Here is a 15169-nt window from a genome sequence, read left to right on the forward strand (position 1 = left end):
CATAATGTTTCGGTGGTCATGGCGGTGGGGAAACGCCCGGTCCCATTCCGAACCCGGAAGCTAAGCCCACCAGCGCCGATGGTACTGCACTCGAAGGGGTGTGGGAGAGTAGGACACCGCCGAACACCTTTTCCAAAGGGCCCGCTAGGGCAGCCAACCGGCTATCCTAGCGGGCCCTTTGCGCATGTGCAGCTTGAGATGTTTCGAAGTTTGGTAGGAGGAACAGTGGCGGAGTTCGGACGGCGCGACTTTGAGGGCGACGCCGCGTCCGATCGCCCGCGACGCCGTGACTCGGGTCCCGATCAACGCCGCACCGGCGCACCGCGTGGTGACAGGCGGGGGTTCGGCAGCGGTAAATCGGGGCAGTACGACCGCGGCAACGGTGGCCGCCCGCGTCAGCAGGATCGCGACGGCGGATACGGCCGGCCCGATCGCCGGCGCGGCGAAGGCAACGACAGCGGTGACCGTCGGTTCGCTTCACGCGGAGACCACCGCTCGGCCGAGGGCCAGCGAGGAGGAGACCGCGGGGACCGGCCCGCCTGGAACAAGGACCGTGACCGTTCCGGCGGTGACCGCCGGGACCGGCCCGCCTGGAACAACGATCGCGGGAATCCGCGGAGTGGCCGTGACGATGACCGGCGGTCGGGTGGCTTCCGGGATGACAACAAGCGCTTTGGTGGTCCGCGCAGCGATGACCGGCGTTCCGGTGGATCCCGCGACGACAGCAGTCGTTTCGGTGGCCCGCGCCGTGATGATGAGCGGCGTTCTGGTGGCTTCCGTGACGAGAACAAGCGCTTTGGTGGTCCGCGCAGCGATGACCGGCGCTCGGGTGGCTTCCGGGATGACAACAAGCGCTTTGGTGGTCCGCGCAGCGATGACCGGCGCTCGGGTGGATCCCGCGACGAGAACAAGCGCTTTGGTGGTCCGCGCAGCGACGAGCGTCGCTCGGGTGGCTTCCGTGACGATCGGAGGTCGGCCGGTCCCCGGGACACCGACCGTCGCGGCTTCCGCGACGACGGCCCCCGCTCCGGTGGGTTCCGGCAGGACGAGCGTCGTGGTGGATTCCGGGACGGCAACAAGCGCTTCGACGGCGGCCAGGGCCAGGAACGCCGTCCTGCCCGCGAGGGCGAGCGACAGGGTGGCTTCCGGGAGCGCCGTGACGAGAACCAGCGGCCCGCCGCGGCCCGTCACGACGACTGGCGCGGCCCGCGTGAGGACAGCCGCCGTGCCCCCGAGCGCGGGGAGCGCCGTCCGGCGCCCCGGCGAGGCCTGGAGGCCTCGCCCGCGGAGCAGACGGCCGAGGACGTGGCACTGGCCCGGGAACTGCTGGAGGCTCCGGAGCTGCCCGAGGACATCGACTTCGCCGACCTCGACGAGGAAGCGCGGCGGGACCTGCGCACTCTGCCGCGAGGACTGGCCGAGACCGTCGGCAAGCACCTGGTCGCGGCCGGTGGCCTGATCGATACCGACCCGGAAGCAGCGCTCGTGCACGCCCGTTACGCCAAGACGAAGGCGTCCCGGGTGCCGATCGTGCGTGAGGCGCTCGGCCTCGTGTCCTATCACGCCGGTCACTGGGCCGAAGCGCTGTCCGAGTTGAGGGCCGTGCGACGGATGACCAGGACCGACCAGCATGTGGCCGTGATCGCCGACGCCGAGCGTGCCCTCGGCCGGCCGGAGCGAGCGCTGGACCTGGCCAAGGAGGTCGCGGGCCGCCCGTTGCCGCGCGAGGTGGAGGTCGAACTCCGCATCGTGGCCGCCGGTGCCCGCCGGGACCTCGGCCAGCTCGACGCCGCGGTGGTTTCCCTGCAGGGAGACGACCTCGACCCGGCCAAGCGGGATCCGTGGAGCGCGCGGCTGTTCTACGCCTACGCGGACAACCTGGCGGCGGCAGGTCGCCGCGAGGAGGCCGTGCGCTGGTTCCTGGCCGCGGCCGAGGCCGACACCGACGAACAGACCGACGCGGGCGAGCGCGCCGAGGAGCTGGCGAACCCGAAGCCTGCGGACGAGCCCGTCGAAGGACAGGATGACAGCTCGGATGAGCAAGCCTGACGACCTGGTGTCGTCGCTGTACGACGCCATGCTGCTCGACCTGGACGGCACCGTCTACCACGGTGCCCGTTCCATCCCCGGCGTCGCGGAGACGGTCCGCAAGCTGCGCGAGCGCGGGAACCGGGTCCGGTTCGTCACCAACAACGCCTCCAAGGCGCCGGGTGAGGTGGCCGGGAATCTGCGCGGAATGGCCATCGACGCCGAGGCCGCGGAGGTCAGCACGAGCGCACAGGCGGGCGCCAGGCTGCTGGCCGAGCGACTGTCGGCCGGGACACCGGTGCTCGTCGTCGGCGCACCCGCGCTGGTGGCGGAGGTCGAAGCGGCCGGGCTGCGCGCGGTGCGCGAGGCAGGCGATGGCGTGGCGGCCGTGGTCCAGGGCCACTGGACCGAGACCGGCTGGCGGCACTTGGCCGAGGCCTCCGTGGCGATCCGGGCGGGCGCGCTGTGGGTGGCCTGCAATGTGGACGCCACCCTGCCCACGGAGCGGGGACAGCTGCCCGGAAACGGGTCCATGGTGATGGCCTTGCGGACGGCGACGGGCGCCGAACCCGAGGTGGCCGGAAAGCCCGCGGCCCCGCTGCTGCGTACCGCCGCGGCCTCCGCCGGGGCCGCACGCGCCCTGGTGGTCGGTGACCGCCTGGACACCGACATCGCGGGCGCCGTGGCCGCCGGGCTCGATTCCCTCGCGGTGCTCACCGGGGTGGCCACCCCGGCCGGGCTGCTCGCGGCGGGTCCCGCCGAGCGCCCGCGCTACCTCGCGGCCGACCTCACCGCCCTGATCGAACCGGCGAGCGCGCTGGCGGTGGGGCCGCGGGAAGGCTGGCGGGTCACCGTGGACGGCGGACGGCTCGTCGCCGCCTCCACCGGCTCCACTGATGCGCTGGACCTGCTTCGCGCGCTGTGCGGTCTCGCGTGGGAGTCGGGACACACCGAGGTGGGCGCGGCCGATGACCGGGCGGCCCTGGCGCTGGCGGAGCTGGGGCTCGCGTCCGGCGCCGCGGCGATCGGTTAGCGTGGAGCCGTGCAACAGCAAAGTCCGTTCAGTGGGGCACCCCGCCCGGTGCCCGGGCCGCCGCCGGGCGCGCCGCAGCAGGCCGATCCCCGAGCGGGGATCGACGAGGCGATGGCCGGGCTCGAAAACCTGGACCGCGTGCCGCTGGCCGGGCACGTGGACCGGTTCGAGGCGGTCCACACCGAGCTGACCTTCGCCCTGTCCAGCATCGACAAGGTTTGAGCGATGCCCCGTAGGGCCCGTCTCGACGCCGAACTCGTCCGCCGGGGCCTCGCCCGGTCCCGTGAACAGGCCAGTGCGCTGATCGCCGAGGGCAAGGTGACCGTGCGCGGCATGGTCGCGACCAAACCGGCCACCGGAGTGGAGACCGGCGAGGCGATCGTGGTACGCGGCGCCGACGAGGACCCCGGCTGGGCTTCTCGCGGCGCCCACAAGCTCTTGGGCGCCCTCGAAGAGTTCGAACCGCGCGGGCTGTCCGTTGCCGGGAAGCGATGCCTGGACGCCGGGGCGTCCACCGGGGGCTTCACCGACGTCCTGCTGCGCCGTGGCGCGCGGACGGTGATCGCCGCGGATGTCGGCCGCGGACTGCTCGACTGGCGGCTGCAGACCGACGAGCGGGTGGTCGTGCTGGACCGGACCAACGTGCGCAACCTCACCCCCGAACAGCTCGGCGGCCCGGTCGAGCTCGTGGTCGGGGATCTGTCGTTCATCTCACTGCGCCTGGTGCTGCCCGCGCTGGCCGCCTGCACCGTGCCAGGGGCCGATCTGCTGCCGATGATCAAACCGCAGTTCGAGGTCGGCAAGGAACGGCTGGGCAGCGGCGGCGTGGTGCGGGACCCGGAGCTGCGGGTCCAGGCGGTGCTCGAGGTGCTGGCCGCCGCGGAGGCGCTGGGCCTGCACGCGCACGGAGTGGTGGCCAGCCCGCTGCCCGGTCCTTCGGGCAACGTCGAGTACTTCGCCTGGCTGCGCCGAGCGGAGTCCGATGTGGACAGTGTGGAGAACATGGTGCGGATCGCGGTCGGAAAGGGCCCTCAGTGAACCGAGATCGCGAGGTGCTGCTCGTCATGCACCCCGACCGGGAGACCACCCGTGAAGCGGCTCAGAAGGTCGCGGCTCGCTTCGCCGCCGCCGGCATCGGCCTGCGGGTCACCGACGAGGAGGTGCGCGAGCTCGTCGAGCAGGGCGCCGACGGTGCGCGGTGCGCGCTGGTCGCACCGCACGACCACCCGGCCGCCGGTGCCGAACTGGTGCTCGTGCTCGGCGGTGACGGCACCCTGCTGCGTGCCGCGGAGATCGCGCGCCCGGCCGGGGTCCCGGTGCTCGGGGTGAACCTGGGCCGGGTGGGTTTTCTCACCGAGGCGGATTCCGACGCGCTCGAAGAGACCGTGCACCGCGTGGTCGACCGCGACTACACCGTGGAGGAGCGCATGACGATCGATGTCAGCGTCTCCGTCGGCGGCGAGCTGGTCGCCGAAACCTGGGCTCTCAACGAGGCCAGCGTGGAGAAGAGCTCCCGCGAGCGGATTCTCGACGCCCTGATCGAGGTCGACGGGCGTCCGGTGTCCGCCTTCGGCTGTGACGGAGTGCTGTGTGCGACCCCGACCGGCTCGACCGCGTACGCGTTTTCCGCGGGTGGTCCGATCATCTGGCCCGATGTCGAGGCACTCCTGGTCGTGCCGAGCAACGCGCACGCGATGTTCTCCCGGCCGCTGGTGGTGTCCCGCAGTTCGGTGATCACGGTCGGGGTGGACCCGCACGGTTCACCCGCGGTGCTCACCTGTGACGGGCTGCGGCATTTCGACCTGCCGGGCGGGGCCGCCGTGCGGGTGGTGTCGGGCCGGGTCCCGGTGCGGCTGGCCCGGCTGTCGCCCGGGCCGTTCACCGACCGCCTGGTGCACAAGTTCGCGCTGCCGGTGAAGAGCTGGCGGGAACGTCACCCGCGCTGATCGCCGGATCCGCTGTCGTTCTGTCGGCGGGTGCGGCTACGGTGGGGGCCGTGCTGGCCGAGATGCGCATCCAGGGCCTCGGAGTGATCGAGGACGCCCTGCTCGAACTGCACCCGGGATTCACCGTGGTCACCGGCGAGACCGGTGCGGGCAAGACGATGGTGGTCAGCGGGTTGCACCTGCTCTCCGGCGGACGCGCGGAGGCATCGAAGGTGCGGAACGGGTCCGGAAAGGCCGTGGTCGAGGGCCGGTTCGAGGGCGTGTTCGCCGGGCACGTCGCCCGGATCGTGGCGAACGCGGGCGGTGAGGCCGACGACGACGGCAGTCTGATCGCCCTCCGCTCGGTGACCGCGGACGGGCGGTCACGAGCGCACCTTGGCGGCCGCTCGGTGCCGGTCAACGTGCTGGCCGACCTGGCCGACCGGCTGCTGGCGGTGCACGGGCAGAACGACCAGCTGCGGTTGCTGCGCCCGGCCGAACAGCGTGCCGTGCTCGACCGGTTCGCCGGGGAGTCGGTGGCCGGTCCGCTGCACGAGTACCAGGAGATCCGCGAAGAGTGGCTGTCGGTGGTGGCGGAGCTGGCGCAGCGGCAGAACCGCTCGCGGGAGCTGGCCCAGCAGGCGGACCTGCTGCGGCACGGGCTCGACGAGATAGCCGCGGTCGATCCGCAGGCAGGGGAGGACGGCGAGCTCGCCGGACAGGTCAAGCGGCTCGCGGCGGCCGACGAGCTGCGCACCTCGGCGGGCGCCGCGCAGGCCGCGGTGACCGGCTCGCCCGACGGGGATCCGGACCAGCCGGGGGCACTGGGGCTTCTCGGTGAGGCACGCCGCAGGCTGGCCACCGCCGAGGACCCGGTGCTGCGGGAGCTGGAGCCGCGGCTCGCCGAGGCGGCGGTGCTACTGGCGGACGTCGGTGCGGAGCTGAGCGCGTATCTGGACGGGCTCGACGCGGATCCGGAACGGCTCGAGCAGGTGCTCGCCCGGCAGGCCGAGCTGAAGAAGCTGACCCGCAAGTACGCGGCGGACGTGGACGGGGTGCTCGCCTGGGCGGCGGACGCACGGGCGCGACTATCCACGATGGACACTTCGGAGGAGGCGCTGGCGGAGCTCGCCGCGCGGCGCGACGAGCTGGCGGCCCGGCTGGCGGAGCGGGCGACGGCGGTGTCGTCGGCGCGCACCAGGGCCGCGGCGGAACTCGCCGAGGCGGTCACCACGGAACTGGCCGGGCTCGCGATGGGGCAGGCGCGGATCGAGGTGACGGTCCAGCGGCGGCCCGCGGACGTCGCCGATCCGCGGGCGCTGACCGTGGACGGGGAACTCGTGCACGCCGGTTCCGAGGGGATCGACGAGGTCGAACTGCTGCTGTGCGCCCACGCCGCGGCACCGGCGCTGCCGGTGCACAAGGCCGCCTCCGGTGGTGAGCTGTCCCGGGTCATGCTGGCCATCGAGGTGGTGCTCGCCCACGCCGACACCGTGCAGACCCTGGTCTTCGACGAGGTCGACGCCGGCGTGGGCGGCCGGGCCGCGGTGGAGATCGGGCGCAGGCTCGCCCGGCTCGCGCGCAGCCACCAGGTGCTGGTGGTCACCCACCTGCCGCAGGTCGCGGCGTTCGCCGACCGGCATCTGGTGGTGGACAAGGGCACCGCGGAGGGGGTGACGCGCAGCGACGTGCGCACGCTCGAACCCTCGGAGCGGGTGCGGGAACTGGCGCGGATGCTGGCCGGGATGGAGGGCACCGAGTCCGGCCGCGCCCATGCCGAAGAGCTGCTCGCGGTCGCGGAGGCGGACAAGCTCGCGGCGGAGAAGGAGAGCAGGGCCCGGTCGTCGAAGAGCACCCGCAAGCGCGGTTCGTCGCGGTAGCGCTTTCAGTTCGAATACCCCCCTTCCGGGGGAGGGACCTGGGAAGATCACGCACAGAAACACCCGTTGTTACGGCGTGTTGAAACCGGGGTTGCGTTCCCCGTTTGTCACCATCACTCGCATGAAGCTCACCGGACTGCTCACCCGCCACACCGAAACCCTGCCCGGGATCACCGGGGTGGCCCGGGTGGACCGGCGCACCCGCGAGCTTCTTCGCCGGGTGGGACCGGGCGACATCGCCGTGCTCGACCAGATCGATCTCGACCGCGCCACGGCCGGTGCGCTGGTCGAGGCCGGGGTCGCGGCTGTGCTCAACGCTTCGCCGTCGATCTCCGGCCGTTTTCCCAACCTGGGGCCCGAGATCGTGGTGGGGGCGGGCATCCCGCTGGTCGACGGGATCGGCGCCGAGGTGTTCCACCGGCTCAAGGACGGCGCCAAGGTCCGCCTGCACGAGGGCGTCCTCTACGCGGGCGAGCGGCGGATTGCCTCCGGCGCCGAGCAGACCGCGGAGAGCGTCGCCGATCAGATGATCGAGGCCAAGGCGGGGATGTCCACGCAACTGGAAGCGTTTTCCGCGAACACCATCGAGTTCCTGCGCCGGGAGCGCACGCTCATCCTGGACGGGGTCGGCGTGCCCGAGGTCCGGGTGCCGCTGCGGGACCGGCACGTCCTGGTCGTCGCCTCGGGCAAGGGGCACGCGGCGGAGCTGAAGGCGCTGAAGAAGTACATCGCCGAGCACCGGCCGGTGCTGATCGGCGTGGATGCCGGGGCCGATACGCTGCGCGAACTGCGCTACCAGCCGGACATCATCGTCGGGGATCCCAGCGGGATCGACGCCGAAACCCTGAAGGCGGGGGCCGAGGTCGTGGTGCCGGCCCAGCCCGACGGGCACGCGCCGGGGCTGGCCCGCATCCAGGACCTCGGGATCGGTGCGGTGACCTTCCCCGCCTCCGGGAACCCGGAGGACCTCGCCCTGCTCATCGCCGACCGCCACGAGGCGGGGCTCGTGGTCACCGTCGGTTTCCAGGCGACCCTGCGGGAATTCCTCGACCACGGCCGGTCGGGCTCCAACCCGTCCACCTTTCTCACCAGACTCAAACTCGGCACGAAGCTGGTCGACGGCAAGGCGGTGGCGGCCCTGCACCGCAGCCGGGTTTCGCTTCCGGCGGTGCTGCTGCTGGTACTGGCCGCGCTCGCGGTGGTCGCCGTGGCCCTGCTGACCTCGAACGTCGGGGGCGTCTACCTGCACACGCTGGACGGCTACTGGAATTCGTTCATCGGCTGGCTCAAGGGGTTCTTCGCGTGATTTCCCTGCGGTACCACATCGTTTCGGTCGCCTCGGTGTTCCTCGCGCTGGCGGTCGGGGTAGTGCTCGGTTCGACCGCGCTGAGCGGTTCGCTGCTGTCCGGGCTGTCCGGCGAAAAGGGACAGCTCGCCAGCCAGGTTTCCGATCTGCAGGCCCAGCGCAACGCGCTCGACGCGCGGCTGACGGACGCGGACTCCTTCGCCGGTGCGATGGGGCCGAAGATCGTGCAGGGCGCGCTGGAGCAGCGCACCGTCGTGCTGGTCACCACCGACACCGCGAGCCCGGCCGACCGGGACGCGGTGCGGCAGCTGATCCAGCAGTCGGGCGCGACCGTGACCGGCGAGCTGCAGCTGACCTCGGCGTTCACCGATCCGTCCAAAGCGGACCAGCTGCGGCAACTGGTGACGCGGCTGCAGCCCGCGGGTTCCTCCTTCCCGACCGCCGGTGACCCCGGCACCCTGGCCGGGGCGCTGGCCGGATCGGTGCTGTTGCTCGACAAGCAGACCGCGCGGCCGCAGTCGACCTCGGCCGAGCTGGCGGCGGCGATCGGCGGACTCACCGACGGCGGTTTCGTCAAGGCGACGCAGGGCCTTGGCCCGGCGCAGCTGGCCGTCGTCCTCACCAGCGGGCAGGCCGCCGGGGACGGCGCGGGGGACCGCGCCGCCACCCTCGCCCGGTTCGCCACCCAGCTGGACCGCTCGGGGGCGGGCACGGTGCTGGCCGGTGATCCCGCTTCGGCGGAGGGCACCGGAGCCATCGGGTTCGTCCGTGCCGACACCTCGGCCACCTCCGTGCTGTCCACTGTGGACAACGTGAACACGGCGGCGGGCCGGATCGCGACCATCCTCGCGTTGAAGGAACAGCTCGACGGGGGTGCGGGCCGGTACGGCATCGCGGGCAACGCCCAGGCCCCGGCGCCGGGTGTCGCGCCCGCCCGGAGCTGACCCGCGAACAGCCCCTCAGGCTTGGTAGTCGTCGTCCCAGTCCTCGACTTCGAGCAACTGCTCGGCGGTCTCGTCCAGTCGCCGCCGGGACTGCTCGTCGAGGAAGGGGAGCAGCACGCCGCAGTCCCGGCAGACGCGGGCGAAGGAGACGGTGAACTCGGGCTGGGGCTTGAAGAAGCCCGGACGGCGGAACTTCAGGCGCATGAGCCCGGGGCCGTACTGCCCCGGATTCGGAACCCTCAGCTGTCCAAGGCGACTCAACCGATCCGAACCGCACACGGGGCATCGCATGCGGTGAGCCTATCGGCCGTGACCCGTGTCAGTGGCGGGTTTCGATCTTCAGCTCGCCCTTGAGCACAGCACGGATGTGGTCACTGGCGAGCAGGTCGTGCGGAGCGCCGAGTTCGATCGCGCTGGCCTCGTCGAGGCGGGCCAGCTGGGAGGCGGTGAAGTCGACCTCCAGTGCCCCCAGATTGTCCTCCAGCTGCGCCGGGGTGCGGGCGCCGATGATCGGTGCCGTCACGCCCGGATTCCGCAGGACCCAGGCCAGTCCGACCTGGGCGGGGGTGCGGCCCAGCTCCATGGCGACCTCCTTCACGACCTCGGCGATGGCGAGGTTGCGTTCGGTGAGCGTGCCCAGGGCGAAGTTCAAGCTCTTGCGGGTGCCGTCGCCGGAGGCGACGTTCGCCGCGGCCAGGTCGGCACGGCTGTACTTGCCGGTGAGCACCCCGCCGGCCAGCGGCGAGTACGGGATCACACCCAGCCCCATCTCGCGTGCCATGGGGATCAGGTCTCGTTCCCCGGCGCGGTCGGCCAGGTTGTATTCGATCTGCAGCGCGACCAGGGGCGACCAGCCGCGCAGGTCGGCGATCGCCTGCATGCGCGACACCTGCCAGGCCGGGGTGTTGGAGATCGCCACGTACAGGACCTTGCCCTGCCGGACCAGATCGTCCATGCCGCGCAGGATCTCCTCGACCGGCGTCGTGAAATCCCACACGTGCAGGTAGAGCAGATCGATGTAGTCGGTGTTCAGCTGTCGCAGACTGGCTTCCACCGACGTGAACAGGCTCTTGCGGTGAGCGCCTCCGGAATTCGGGTCGCCCGGCCGGCGCAGCGTGGTGTATTTCGTTGCCAGAACCAGGCTTTCGCGGTTGTCGCGGGTGAATTCGCCCAGCATGCGCTCGGAGCTGCCATTGGTGTAGGTGTTGGCGGTGTCGATGAAGTTGCCGCCGCGCTCGACGTAGAGGTCGAACAACTTGCGCGCATCGTCCTGCTCCGCGCCCCAGCCCCACTCGGTGCCGAAGGTCGCCGCACCGAGCGCCAGCGGTGAGACCCGCAGCCCGGAGCGGCCCAGCAGCCGGTAGGTGTCGAGGGTGAGCGACATCGTGCCTCCTGTGCTTGTGATCGTTGGCGAAAACAAGTCTGCGGCCGCCGCGAGCCGGGGATAAGGGAAGGAATTTCCTGGGAACACCTGTCCTACCCGGGTTGTTGGCTCGAACGTGATCACTCGCACCGTGGAGACGACACAAGAGCTGGCCGCGTTCCTGCGGACCCGGCGCGAACGTCTCGACCCACTCGATTTCGGCCTGCCGTTGCGACGGCAGGCCCGGCGGACCCCGGGACTGCGCCGCGAAGAGGTCGCCGAGCTGGCCGGAATCAGTACCGACTACATCGTGCGGCTGGAACAGGGCCGTGGCCTGCGGCCCTCGGCGGACGTGGTGGAAGCGCTGGCCAGGGCGCTGCGCCTGACTCCCGACGAACGCGCCTATCTCTTCGGCCTGGCCCAGCAGCGCCCCCGCGGCGACGGCAAGCTCGCCACGACAGCGGCGCCGCCGCTGGCCCGGCTGGTCGCCGACCTGTCGCCGCTGCCGGCCATGCTGATGAACCACCGTTACGACATCCTGGCCTGGAACGGCGAAATGGCGAGGCTGCTCCTGGATTTCGGCGCCCTGCCGCCGTCACAGCGCAATGCGATGTGGTTGTGCCTGATGCATCCGGCGATGCGTGAGCTCTACGTCGACCGCGAACGCGTCGTGCGAGAGGGGATCGCGCACCTGCGTGCCGCCTGGGCCGCGCATCCGGAGGATCGGCCGTTGACCGACCTCATCGCCGAATTCATCACTCGTGACGACGAATTCGCGCGATGGTGGGGTGAGCGAGACGTCAAGGTCAACGGCCGCGGGCGCAAGGAACTGCGGCATCCCGAAACCGGTGTGATCGCCCTGGACTTCGAAGTGCTCATGCCGCTTCAGGACCAGGACCAGCGGTTGTTGATCTACCGTGCCGCGGACGACGAGAGCCGGTCGGCATTGGACCGGTTGTGCGCGGGGTGATGCCGAGATCCACCACCTTGCCGGACCGGCCCGGGCCTCAGGCGAGCATCGCCCCCCAGGCACCGGTGAAACCGGGGAAGGTCTTCCCGACCGTCGCGGGGTTCTCGACGAGCACGCCGGGCACGCGCAGGCCCAGCACCGCCGCGGCCATCACGAGCCGGTGGTCCTCGTAGGTGTGGAAGACGCCGCCGTGCAGCGGGGCCGGGGTGATCTCCAGGCCGTCCTCGGTCTCGGTGACCCCGGCACCCAGGCCGGACAGCTCGGTGGCCAGTGCGGCCAGCCGGTCGGTTTCGTGCCCGCGCAGGTGCGCCACGCCGGAGATGACGGAGGGCCCCTCGGCGAAGCACAGCATCGCCGCCACCACCGGGGTCAGCTCGCCCACCTCGTGCAGGTCCAGCCGGGCCCCGGGAATGCTGCCGGTACCGGTGACGGTCAGGCCCCCGGCGTCCAGCTCGACGCCCTGGCCCAGCTCGGTGAGCAGCCCCCGCAGCCAGTCACCCGGCTGGGTGGTTTCCTCGGGCCAGCCCTCCAGGCGCACCCGGCCCCCGGCCACCGCGGCCGCCACCACGAACGGCGCCGCCGTGGACAGGTCCGGCTCCACCGTGTAGTCGGGGCAGGACAGCCGGGCGGGCGGCACGTGGAACTCGGTGCCGGAGCGCTCCGGGGCCGCGCCGAACCGCCGCAGCAGGTCGAGCGTCATCGCGATGTGCGGTTCGCTGGGCGGGGCGCCGCCGATCAGGCGCACCGTCACACCCGAGCCGAAGGACGGGCCCGCCAGCAGCAGTGCCGACAGGAACTGGCTGGAGGCGCGGGAATCCAGTTCCACCTTGCCACCGGCGATGCCGCCGTGGCCCCGCACGGTGAACGGCGGGGCGCCGCGGCCCCCGTCGTCGATGTCCGCGCCGAGTTCGGTCAGGGCCCGCAGCAGCGGGGCGATCGGCCGCCGCCGGATCGCCTCGTCCCCGTCGAACAGCACCGGCCGCGAGCCCAGGCCCGCCAGCGCCGGGGTGAACCGCGCGACCGTTCCGGCGTTGCCGAGCGCGACCGAGACCGGATCGGTACCCGAAGGCGCCATCGGCCGGACGAGCACGTTCTCCCCGCCGGGTTCGGTGGTGGCGCCGAGCGCGGCCAGCGCGCCCAGCATGAGCCGTGCGTCCCGGGAATCCAGCGGCCTGCGCACCAGGGTGGGCTCCGCGGACAGCGCGGCCAGGACGTAGGCCCGGTTGGTGATCGACTTCGAGCCGGGGACGCGCACGCCCGCCTCCAGCGGGCCGGACGCCACCGGTGCCGACCACGTGTTCGCTGTGTTTCCGGCCACGAATGCTTCTCCTCCTCGGGGAAACCTGCTGTCGACATCGAACTATGCCGGTGAGGCAGGCGAACGTCCGGGGCAGGGTGCGATAGGGTGGAAGCCCGTGGGACTTCAGCCGCGGACAGCCAAGTATGTCTTTGTCACCGGAGGCGTCGCCTCCTCACTGGGTAAGGGACTCACCGCCTCGAGCCTGGGTCAACTCCTCACCTCCCGTGGCCTCCGGGTCACGATGCAGAAACTGGATCCCTACCTGAACGTGGATCCGGGCACCATGAACCCCTTCCAGCACGGCGAGGTCTTCGTCACCGAGGACGGCGCCGAGACCGACCTCGACATCGGCCACTACGAGCGGTTCCTCGACCGGGACCTCTCCGGCTCGGCCAACGTCACCACCGGGCAGGTCTATTCGGAGGTCATCGCCAAGGAACGACGTGGGGAGTACCTCGGCGACACCGTCCAGGTGATCCCGCACATCACCGACGAGATCAAGCGGCGCATCATGGCCGTCGCGGAGTCCGACGGCACGGGCCTTCGCCCCGACGTGGTCATCACCGAGGTCGGCGGCACCGTCGGCGACATCGAATCGCTGCCCTTCCTGGAGGCCTGCCGCCAGGTACGGCACGAGATCGGCCGCGACAACTGCTTCTTCCTGCACGTGTCCCTGGTGCCCTACCTGGCACCGTCCGGCGAGTTGAAGACCAAGCCCACCCAGCACTCCGTGGCGGCCCTGCGCAACATCGGCATCCAGCCCGACGCGCTGGTCTGCCGGGCCGACCGTGACCTGCCCGAGGACCTCAAGCGCAAGATCGGGCTGATGTGCGACGTGGACAACGAGGCCGTCATCGCCTGCCCCGACGCTTCGTCCATCTACGACATTCCGAAGGTCCTGCACCGCGAGGCGCTCGACGCCTACGTCGTGCGGCGGCTCGGCCTGCCCTTCCGTGACGTCGACTGGACGGTGTGGGGCGATCTGCTCGAGCGCGTGCACAATCCCACCGAAACGGTGCGGATCGCGCTCGTAGGCAAGTACATCGACCTCCCCGACGCCTACCTTTCGGTGACCGAAGCGCTGCGTGCGGGCGGGTTCGCGCACCGGGCCAAGGTGGAGATCGTCTGGGTCGCCTCCGACGAGGCCACCACTCCCTCCGGCGCCGCCCACGCCCTGTCCGGTGTGGACGGTGTGCTGGTGCCGGGCGGGTTCGGCGTGCGCGGGATCGAGGGCAAGATCGGGGCCATCACCTACGCGCGCACCCGCGGCATCCCGGTGCTCGGGCTGTGCCTCGGCCTGCAGTGCATGGTCATCGAGGCGGCGCGCAACCTGGCGGGCATCGAAGGTGCCAACTCCGCGGAGTTCGACGAGACCACCGAGCCGGTGATCTCCACGATGGCCGACCAGAAGGACGTCATCGCCGGGGAGCGGGACATGGGCGGCACCATGCGGCTCGGCGCCTACCCGGCGAAGCTGCTGCCGGGGTCGCAGGTGGCCAAGGCCTACGGCACCACCGAGGTGTCCGAACGGCACCGGCACCGCTACGAGGTCAACAACGCCTACCGCAAGCGGCTCTCCGAGGCGGGCCTGGTGTTCTCCGGCACCTCGCCGGACAACCGGCTGGTGGAGTTCGTGGAACTGCCGGAGGAGGTGCACCCGTTCTTCGTGGGCACCCAGGCGCACCCCGAGCTCAAGAGCCGGCCGACCCGGCCGCACCCGCTGTTCGACGCCTTCATCGCCGCGGCGGTGAAGTACCGCACCGCGGACCGGCTGCCGGTGGAGCTGCCCGAGCCCACGGCGAGCGTGCGGTGACCGAACCGGGCGCGCACGACTTCCCCGTCGTGTCCAGCACCGATGTCCACATCGGACGCGTGGTGGGGCTGCGGGTGGACGACGTGGTGATGCCGGGCGGGACGGTGGCCCGCCGCGAGGTGGTCGAGCACCTGGGTGCGGTGGCGATCGCCGCGCTCGACGACGAGGGCTCGCTCACGCTGATCCACCAGTACCGGCACCCGCTGCGCCGCCGCATCTGGGAACTGCCCGCCGGGCTGCTCGACGCCGACGGGGAGTCCCCGGTCGAGGCGGCCCGCCGGGAGCTGGCGGAGGAGGCCGGGCTGACCGCGGCACGGTGGGACACGCTGGTCGACGTGGCGGCCTCGCCGGGGTTCACCGACGAGGTGGTGCGCGTGTTCCTCGCCCGCGAACTGTCCGTTGTGGACCGTGACCCGCTCGGTCACGACGACGAGGAGGCCGACCTGGTGGTGCGCCGGGTGCCGCTGCCGGAGGCGGTCCGGATGGCGCTGGCGGGGGAGCTGGTCAACGGGTCCACGGTGGCCGGTGTGCTCGCCGCGCACGCGGTGCTCACGGGCGGGCTCCCGGCCCGGGGGGCCGACGCCCCCTGGCCCGACCGGCCCACCAC

General features: G+C 71.7%; 15 protein-coding genes and 1 rRNA gene. 12 read left to right on the forward strand and 4 right to left on the reverse strand.

Annotation, left to right across the window (positions count from 1 at the left end):
* Positions 1-8: 8 nt before the first annotated feature.
* Positions 9-125 (forward strand): 5S ribosomal RNA (gene rrf, locus FNH05_RS15100).
* A 352-nt stretch (positions 126-477) separates the two neighbouring features.
* Here the strand turns inward: rrf and FNH05_RS39275 are convergent.
* Positions 478-1191: a hypothetical protein gene (locus tag FNH05_RS39275; RefSeq protein WP_246127750.1), complete on the reverse strand. Its 714-nt coding sequence runs from the start codon at positions 1189-1191 to the stop codon at positions 478-480.
* A gap of 114 nt (positions 1192-1305) precedes the next feature.
* On the opposite strand from FNH05_RS39275, the gene FNH05_RS39280 reads away from it, so the two are divergent.
* The 8 genes from FNH05_RS39280 to FNH05_RS15140 all read left to right on the forward strand — a co-directional run bounded on the left by FNH05_RS39280 (position 1306) and on the right by FNH05_RS15140 (position 9116).
* Positions 1306-2049 carry a tetratricopeptide repeat protein gene (locus FNH05_RS39280; protein WP_246127751.1) on the forward strand — a complete coding sequence of 248 codons (744 nt, stop codon included), beginning with the start codon at positions 1306-1308 and terminating at the stop codon, positions 2047-2049.
* A complete protein-coding gene (locus FNH05_RS15110; RefSeq protein WP_144588636.1) occupies positions 2036-3061 on the forward strand; it encodes an HAD-IIA family hydrolase in 1026 nt (341 codons plus the stop codon). Before FNH05_RS39280 ends, FNH05_RS15110 begins: the two co-directional genes overlap by 14 nt.
* Before the next feature lie 9 nt (positions 3062-3070).
* A complete protein-coding gene (locus tag FNH05_RS15115) occupies positions 3071-3283 on the forward strand; it encodes a hypothetical protein (RefSeq protein ID WP_144588638.1) in 213 nt (70 codons plus the stop codon).
* Between the two features lie 3 nt (positions 3284-3286).
* Positions 3287-4099, forward strand: a complete 813-nt coding sequence (locus FNH05_RS15120; RefSeq protein WP_144588640.1) for a TlyA family RNA methyltransferase — start codon at positions 3287-3289, stop codon at positions 4097-4099.
* Positions 4096-5007, forward strand: coding sequence for an NAD kinase (locus FNH05_RS15125; RefSeq protein WP_144588642.1), 912 nt, complete (start codon positions 4096-4098; stop codon positions 5005-5007). The genes FNH05_RS15120 and FNH05_RS15125 overlap by 4 nt, the downstream gene beginning before the upstream one ends.
* A 50-nt stretch (positions 5008-5057) precedes the next feature.
* On the forward strand, positions 5058-6866 hold the full coding sequence (gene recN / locus FNH05_RS15130) for a DNA repair protein RecN (protein WP_144588644.1): 1809 nt from the start codon (positions 5058-5060) through the stop codon (positions 6864-6866).
* A 121-nt stretch (positions 6867-6987) separates the two neighbouring features.
* Positions 6988-8172: a putative cytokinetic ring protein SteA gene (steA, locus tag FNH05_RS15135; protein WP_144588646.1), complete on the forward strand. Its 1185-nt coding sequence runs from the start codon at positions 6988-6990 to the stop codon at positions 8170-8172.
* Positions 8169-9116: a copper transporter gene (locus tag FNH05_RS15140; RefSeq protein ID WP_144588648.1), complete on the forward strand. Its 948-nt coding sequence runs from the start codon at positions 8169-8171 to the stop codon at positions 9114-9116. Before steA ends, FNH05_RS15140 begins: the two co-directional genes overlap by 4 nt.
* A 15-nt stretch (positions 9117-9131) precedes the next feature.
* On the opposite strand, the gene FNH05_RS15145 is transcribed toward FNH05_RS15140, so the two are convergent.
* Both FNH05_RS15145 and FNH05_RS15150 read right to left on the reverse strand, forming a co-directional pair.
* Positions 9132-9320 carry a hypothetical protein gene (locus FNH05_RS15145; protein ID WP_144588650.1) on the reverse strand — a complete coding sequence of 63 codons (189 nt, stop codon included), beginning with the start codon at positions 9318-9320 and terminating at the stop codon, positions 9132-9134.
* A gap of 115 nt (positions 9321-9435) precedes the next feature.
* A complete protein-coding gene (locus tag FNH05_RS15150; protein ID WP_144588652.1) occupies positions 9436-10500 on the reverse strand; it encodes an aldo/keto reductase in 1065 nt (354 codons plus the stop codon).
* A 115-nt stretch (positions 10501-10615) separates the two neighbouring features.
* Between FNH05_RS15150 and FNH05_RS15155 the strand changes: the two genes are divergently transcribed.
* Positions 10616-11449, forward strand: a complete 834-nt coding sequence (locus FNH05_RS15155; RefSeq protein WP_144588654.1) for a helix-turn-helix domain-containing protein — start codon at positions 10616-10618, stop codon at positions 11447-11449.
* Positions 11450-11486: 37 nt separating this feature from the next.
* Here FNH05_RS15155 and aroA read toward each other — a convergent pair whose 3' ends face one another.
* A complete protein-coding gene (aroA, locus tag FNH05_RS15160; protein ID WP_144588656.1) occupies positions 11487-12767 on the reverse strand; it encodes a 3-phosphoshikimate 1-carboxyvinyltransferase in 1281 nt (426 codons plus the stop codon).
* A gap of 97 nt (positions 12768-12864) precedes the next feature.
* Here aroA and FNH05_RS15165 point away from each other — a divergent pair, with 97 nt between their 5' ends.
* Both FNH05_RS15165 and FNH05_RS15170 read left to right on the forward strand, forming a co-directional pair.
* Positions 12865-14562: a CTP synthase gene (locus FNH05_RS15165; RefSeq protein ID WP_144588658.1), complete on the forward strand. Its 1698-nt coding sequence runs from the start codon at positions 12865-12867 to the stop codon at positions 14560-14562.
* On the forward strand, positions 14559-15169 hold a 611-nt coding region (locus FNH05_RS15170), incomplete at its 3' end, for an NUDIX domain-containing protein (RefSeq protein WP_144588659.1). The genes FNH05_RS15165 and FNH05_RS15170, both read left to right, overlap by 4 nt.

The sequence above is a fragment of the Amycolatopsis rhizosphaerae genome (assembly GCF_007713715.1).
In the GTDB taxonomy this organism is placed as follows: Bacteria; Actinomycetota; Actinomycetes; order Mycobacteriales; family Pseudonocardiaceae; genus Amycolatopsis_E; species Amycolatopsis_E rhizosphaerae.

Bases quoted from the DNA above. Each gene is read 5' to 3' on its own strand.
- FNH05_RS15110 (WP_144588636.1), top strand. From the start codon at position 2,036: ATGAGCAAGCCTGACGACCTGGTGTCGTCGCTGTACGACGCCATGCTG.
- FNH05_RS15120 (WP_144588640.1), top strand. From the start codon at position 3,287: ATGCCCCGTAGGGCCCGTCTCGACGCCGAACTCGTCCGCCGGGGCCTC.
- steA (WP_144588646.1), top strand. From the start codon at position 6,988: ATGAAGCTCACCGGACTGCTCACCCGCCACACCGAAACCCTGCCCGGG.
- FNH05_RS15145 (WP_144588650.1), bottom strand. From the start codon at position 9,320: ATGCGCCTGAAGTTCCGCCGTCCGGGCTTCTTCAAGCCCCAGCCCGAG.
- FNH05_RS15150 (WP_144588652.1), bottom strand. From the start codon at position 10,500: ATGTCGCTCACCCTCGACACCTACCGGCTGCTGGGCCGCTCCGGGCTG.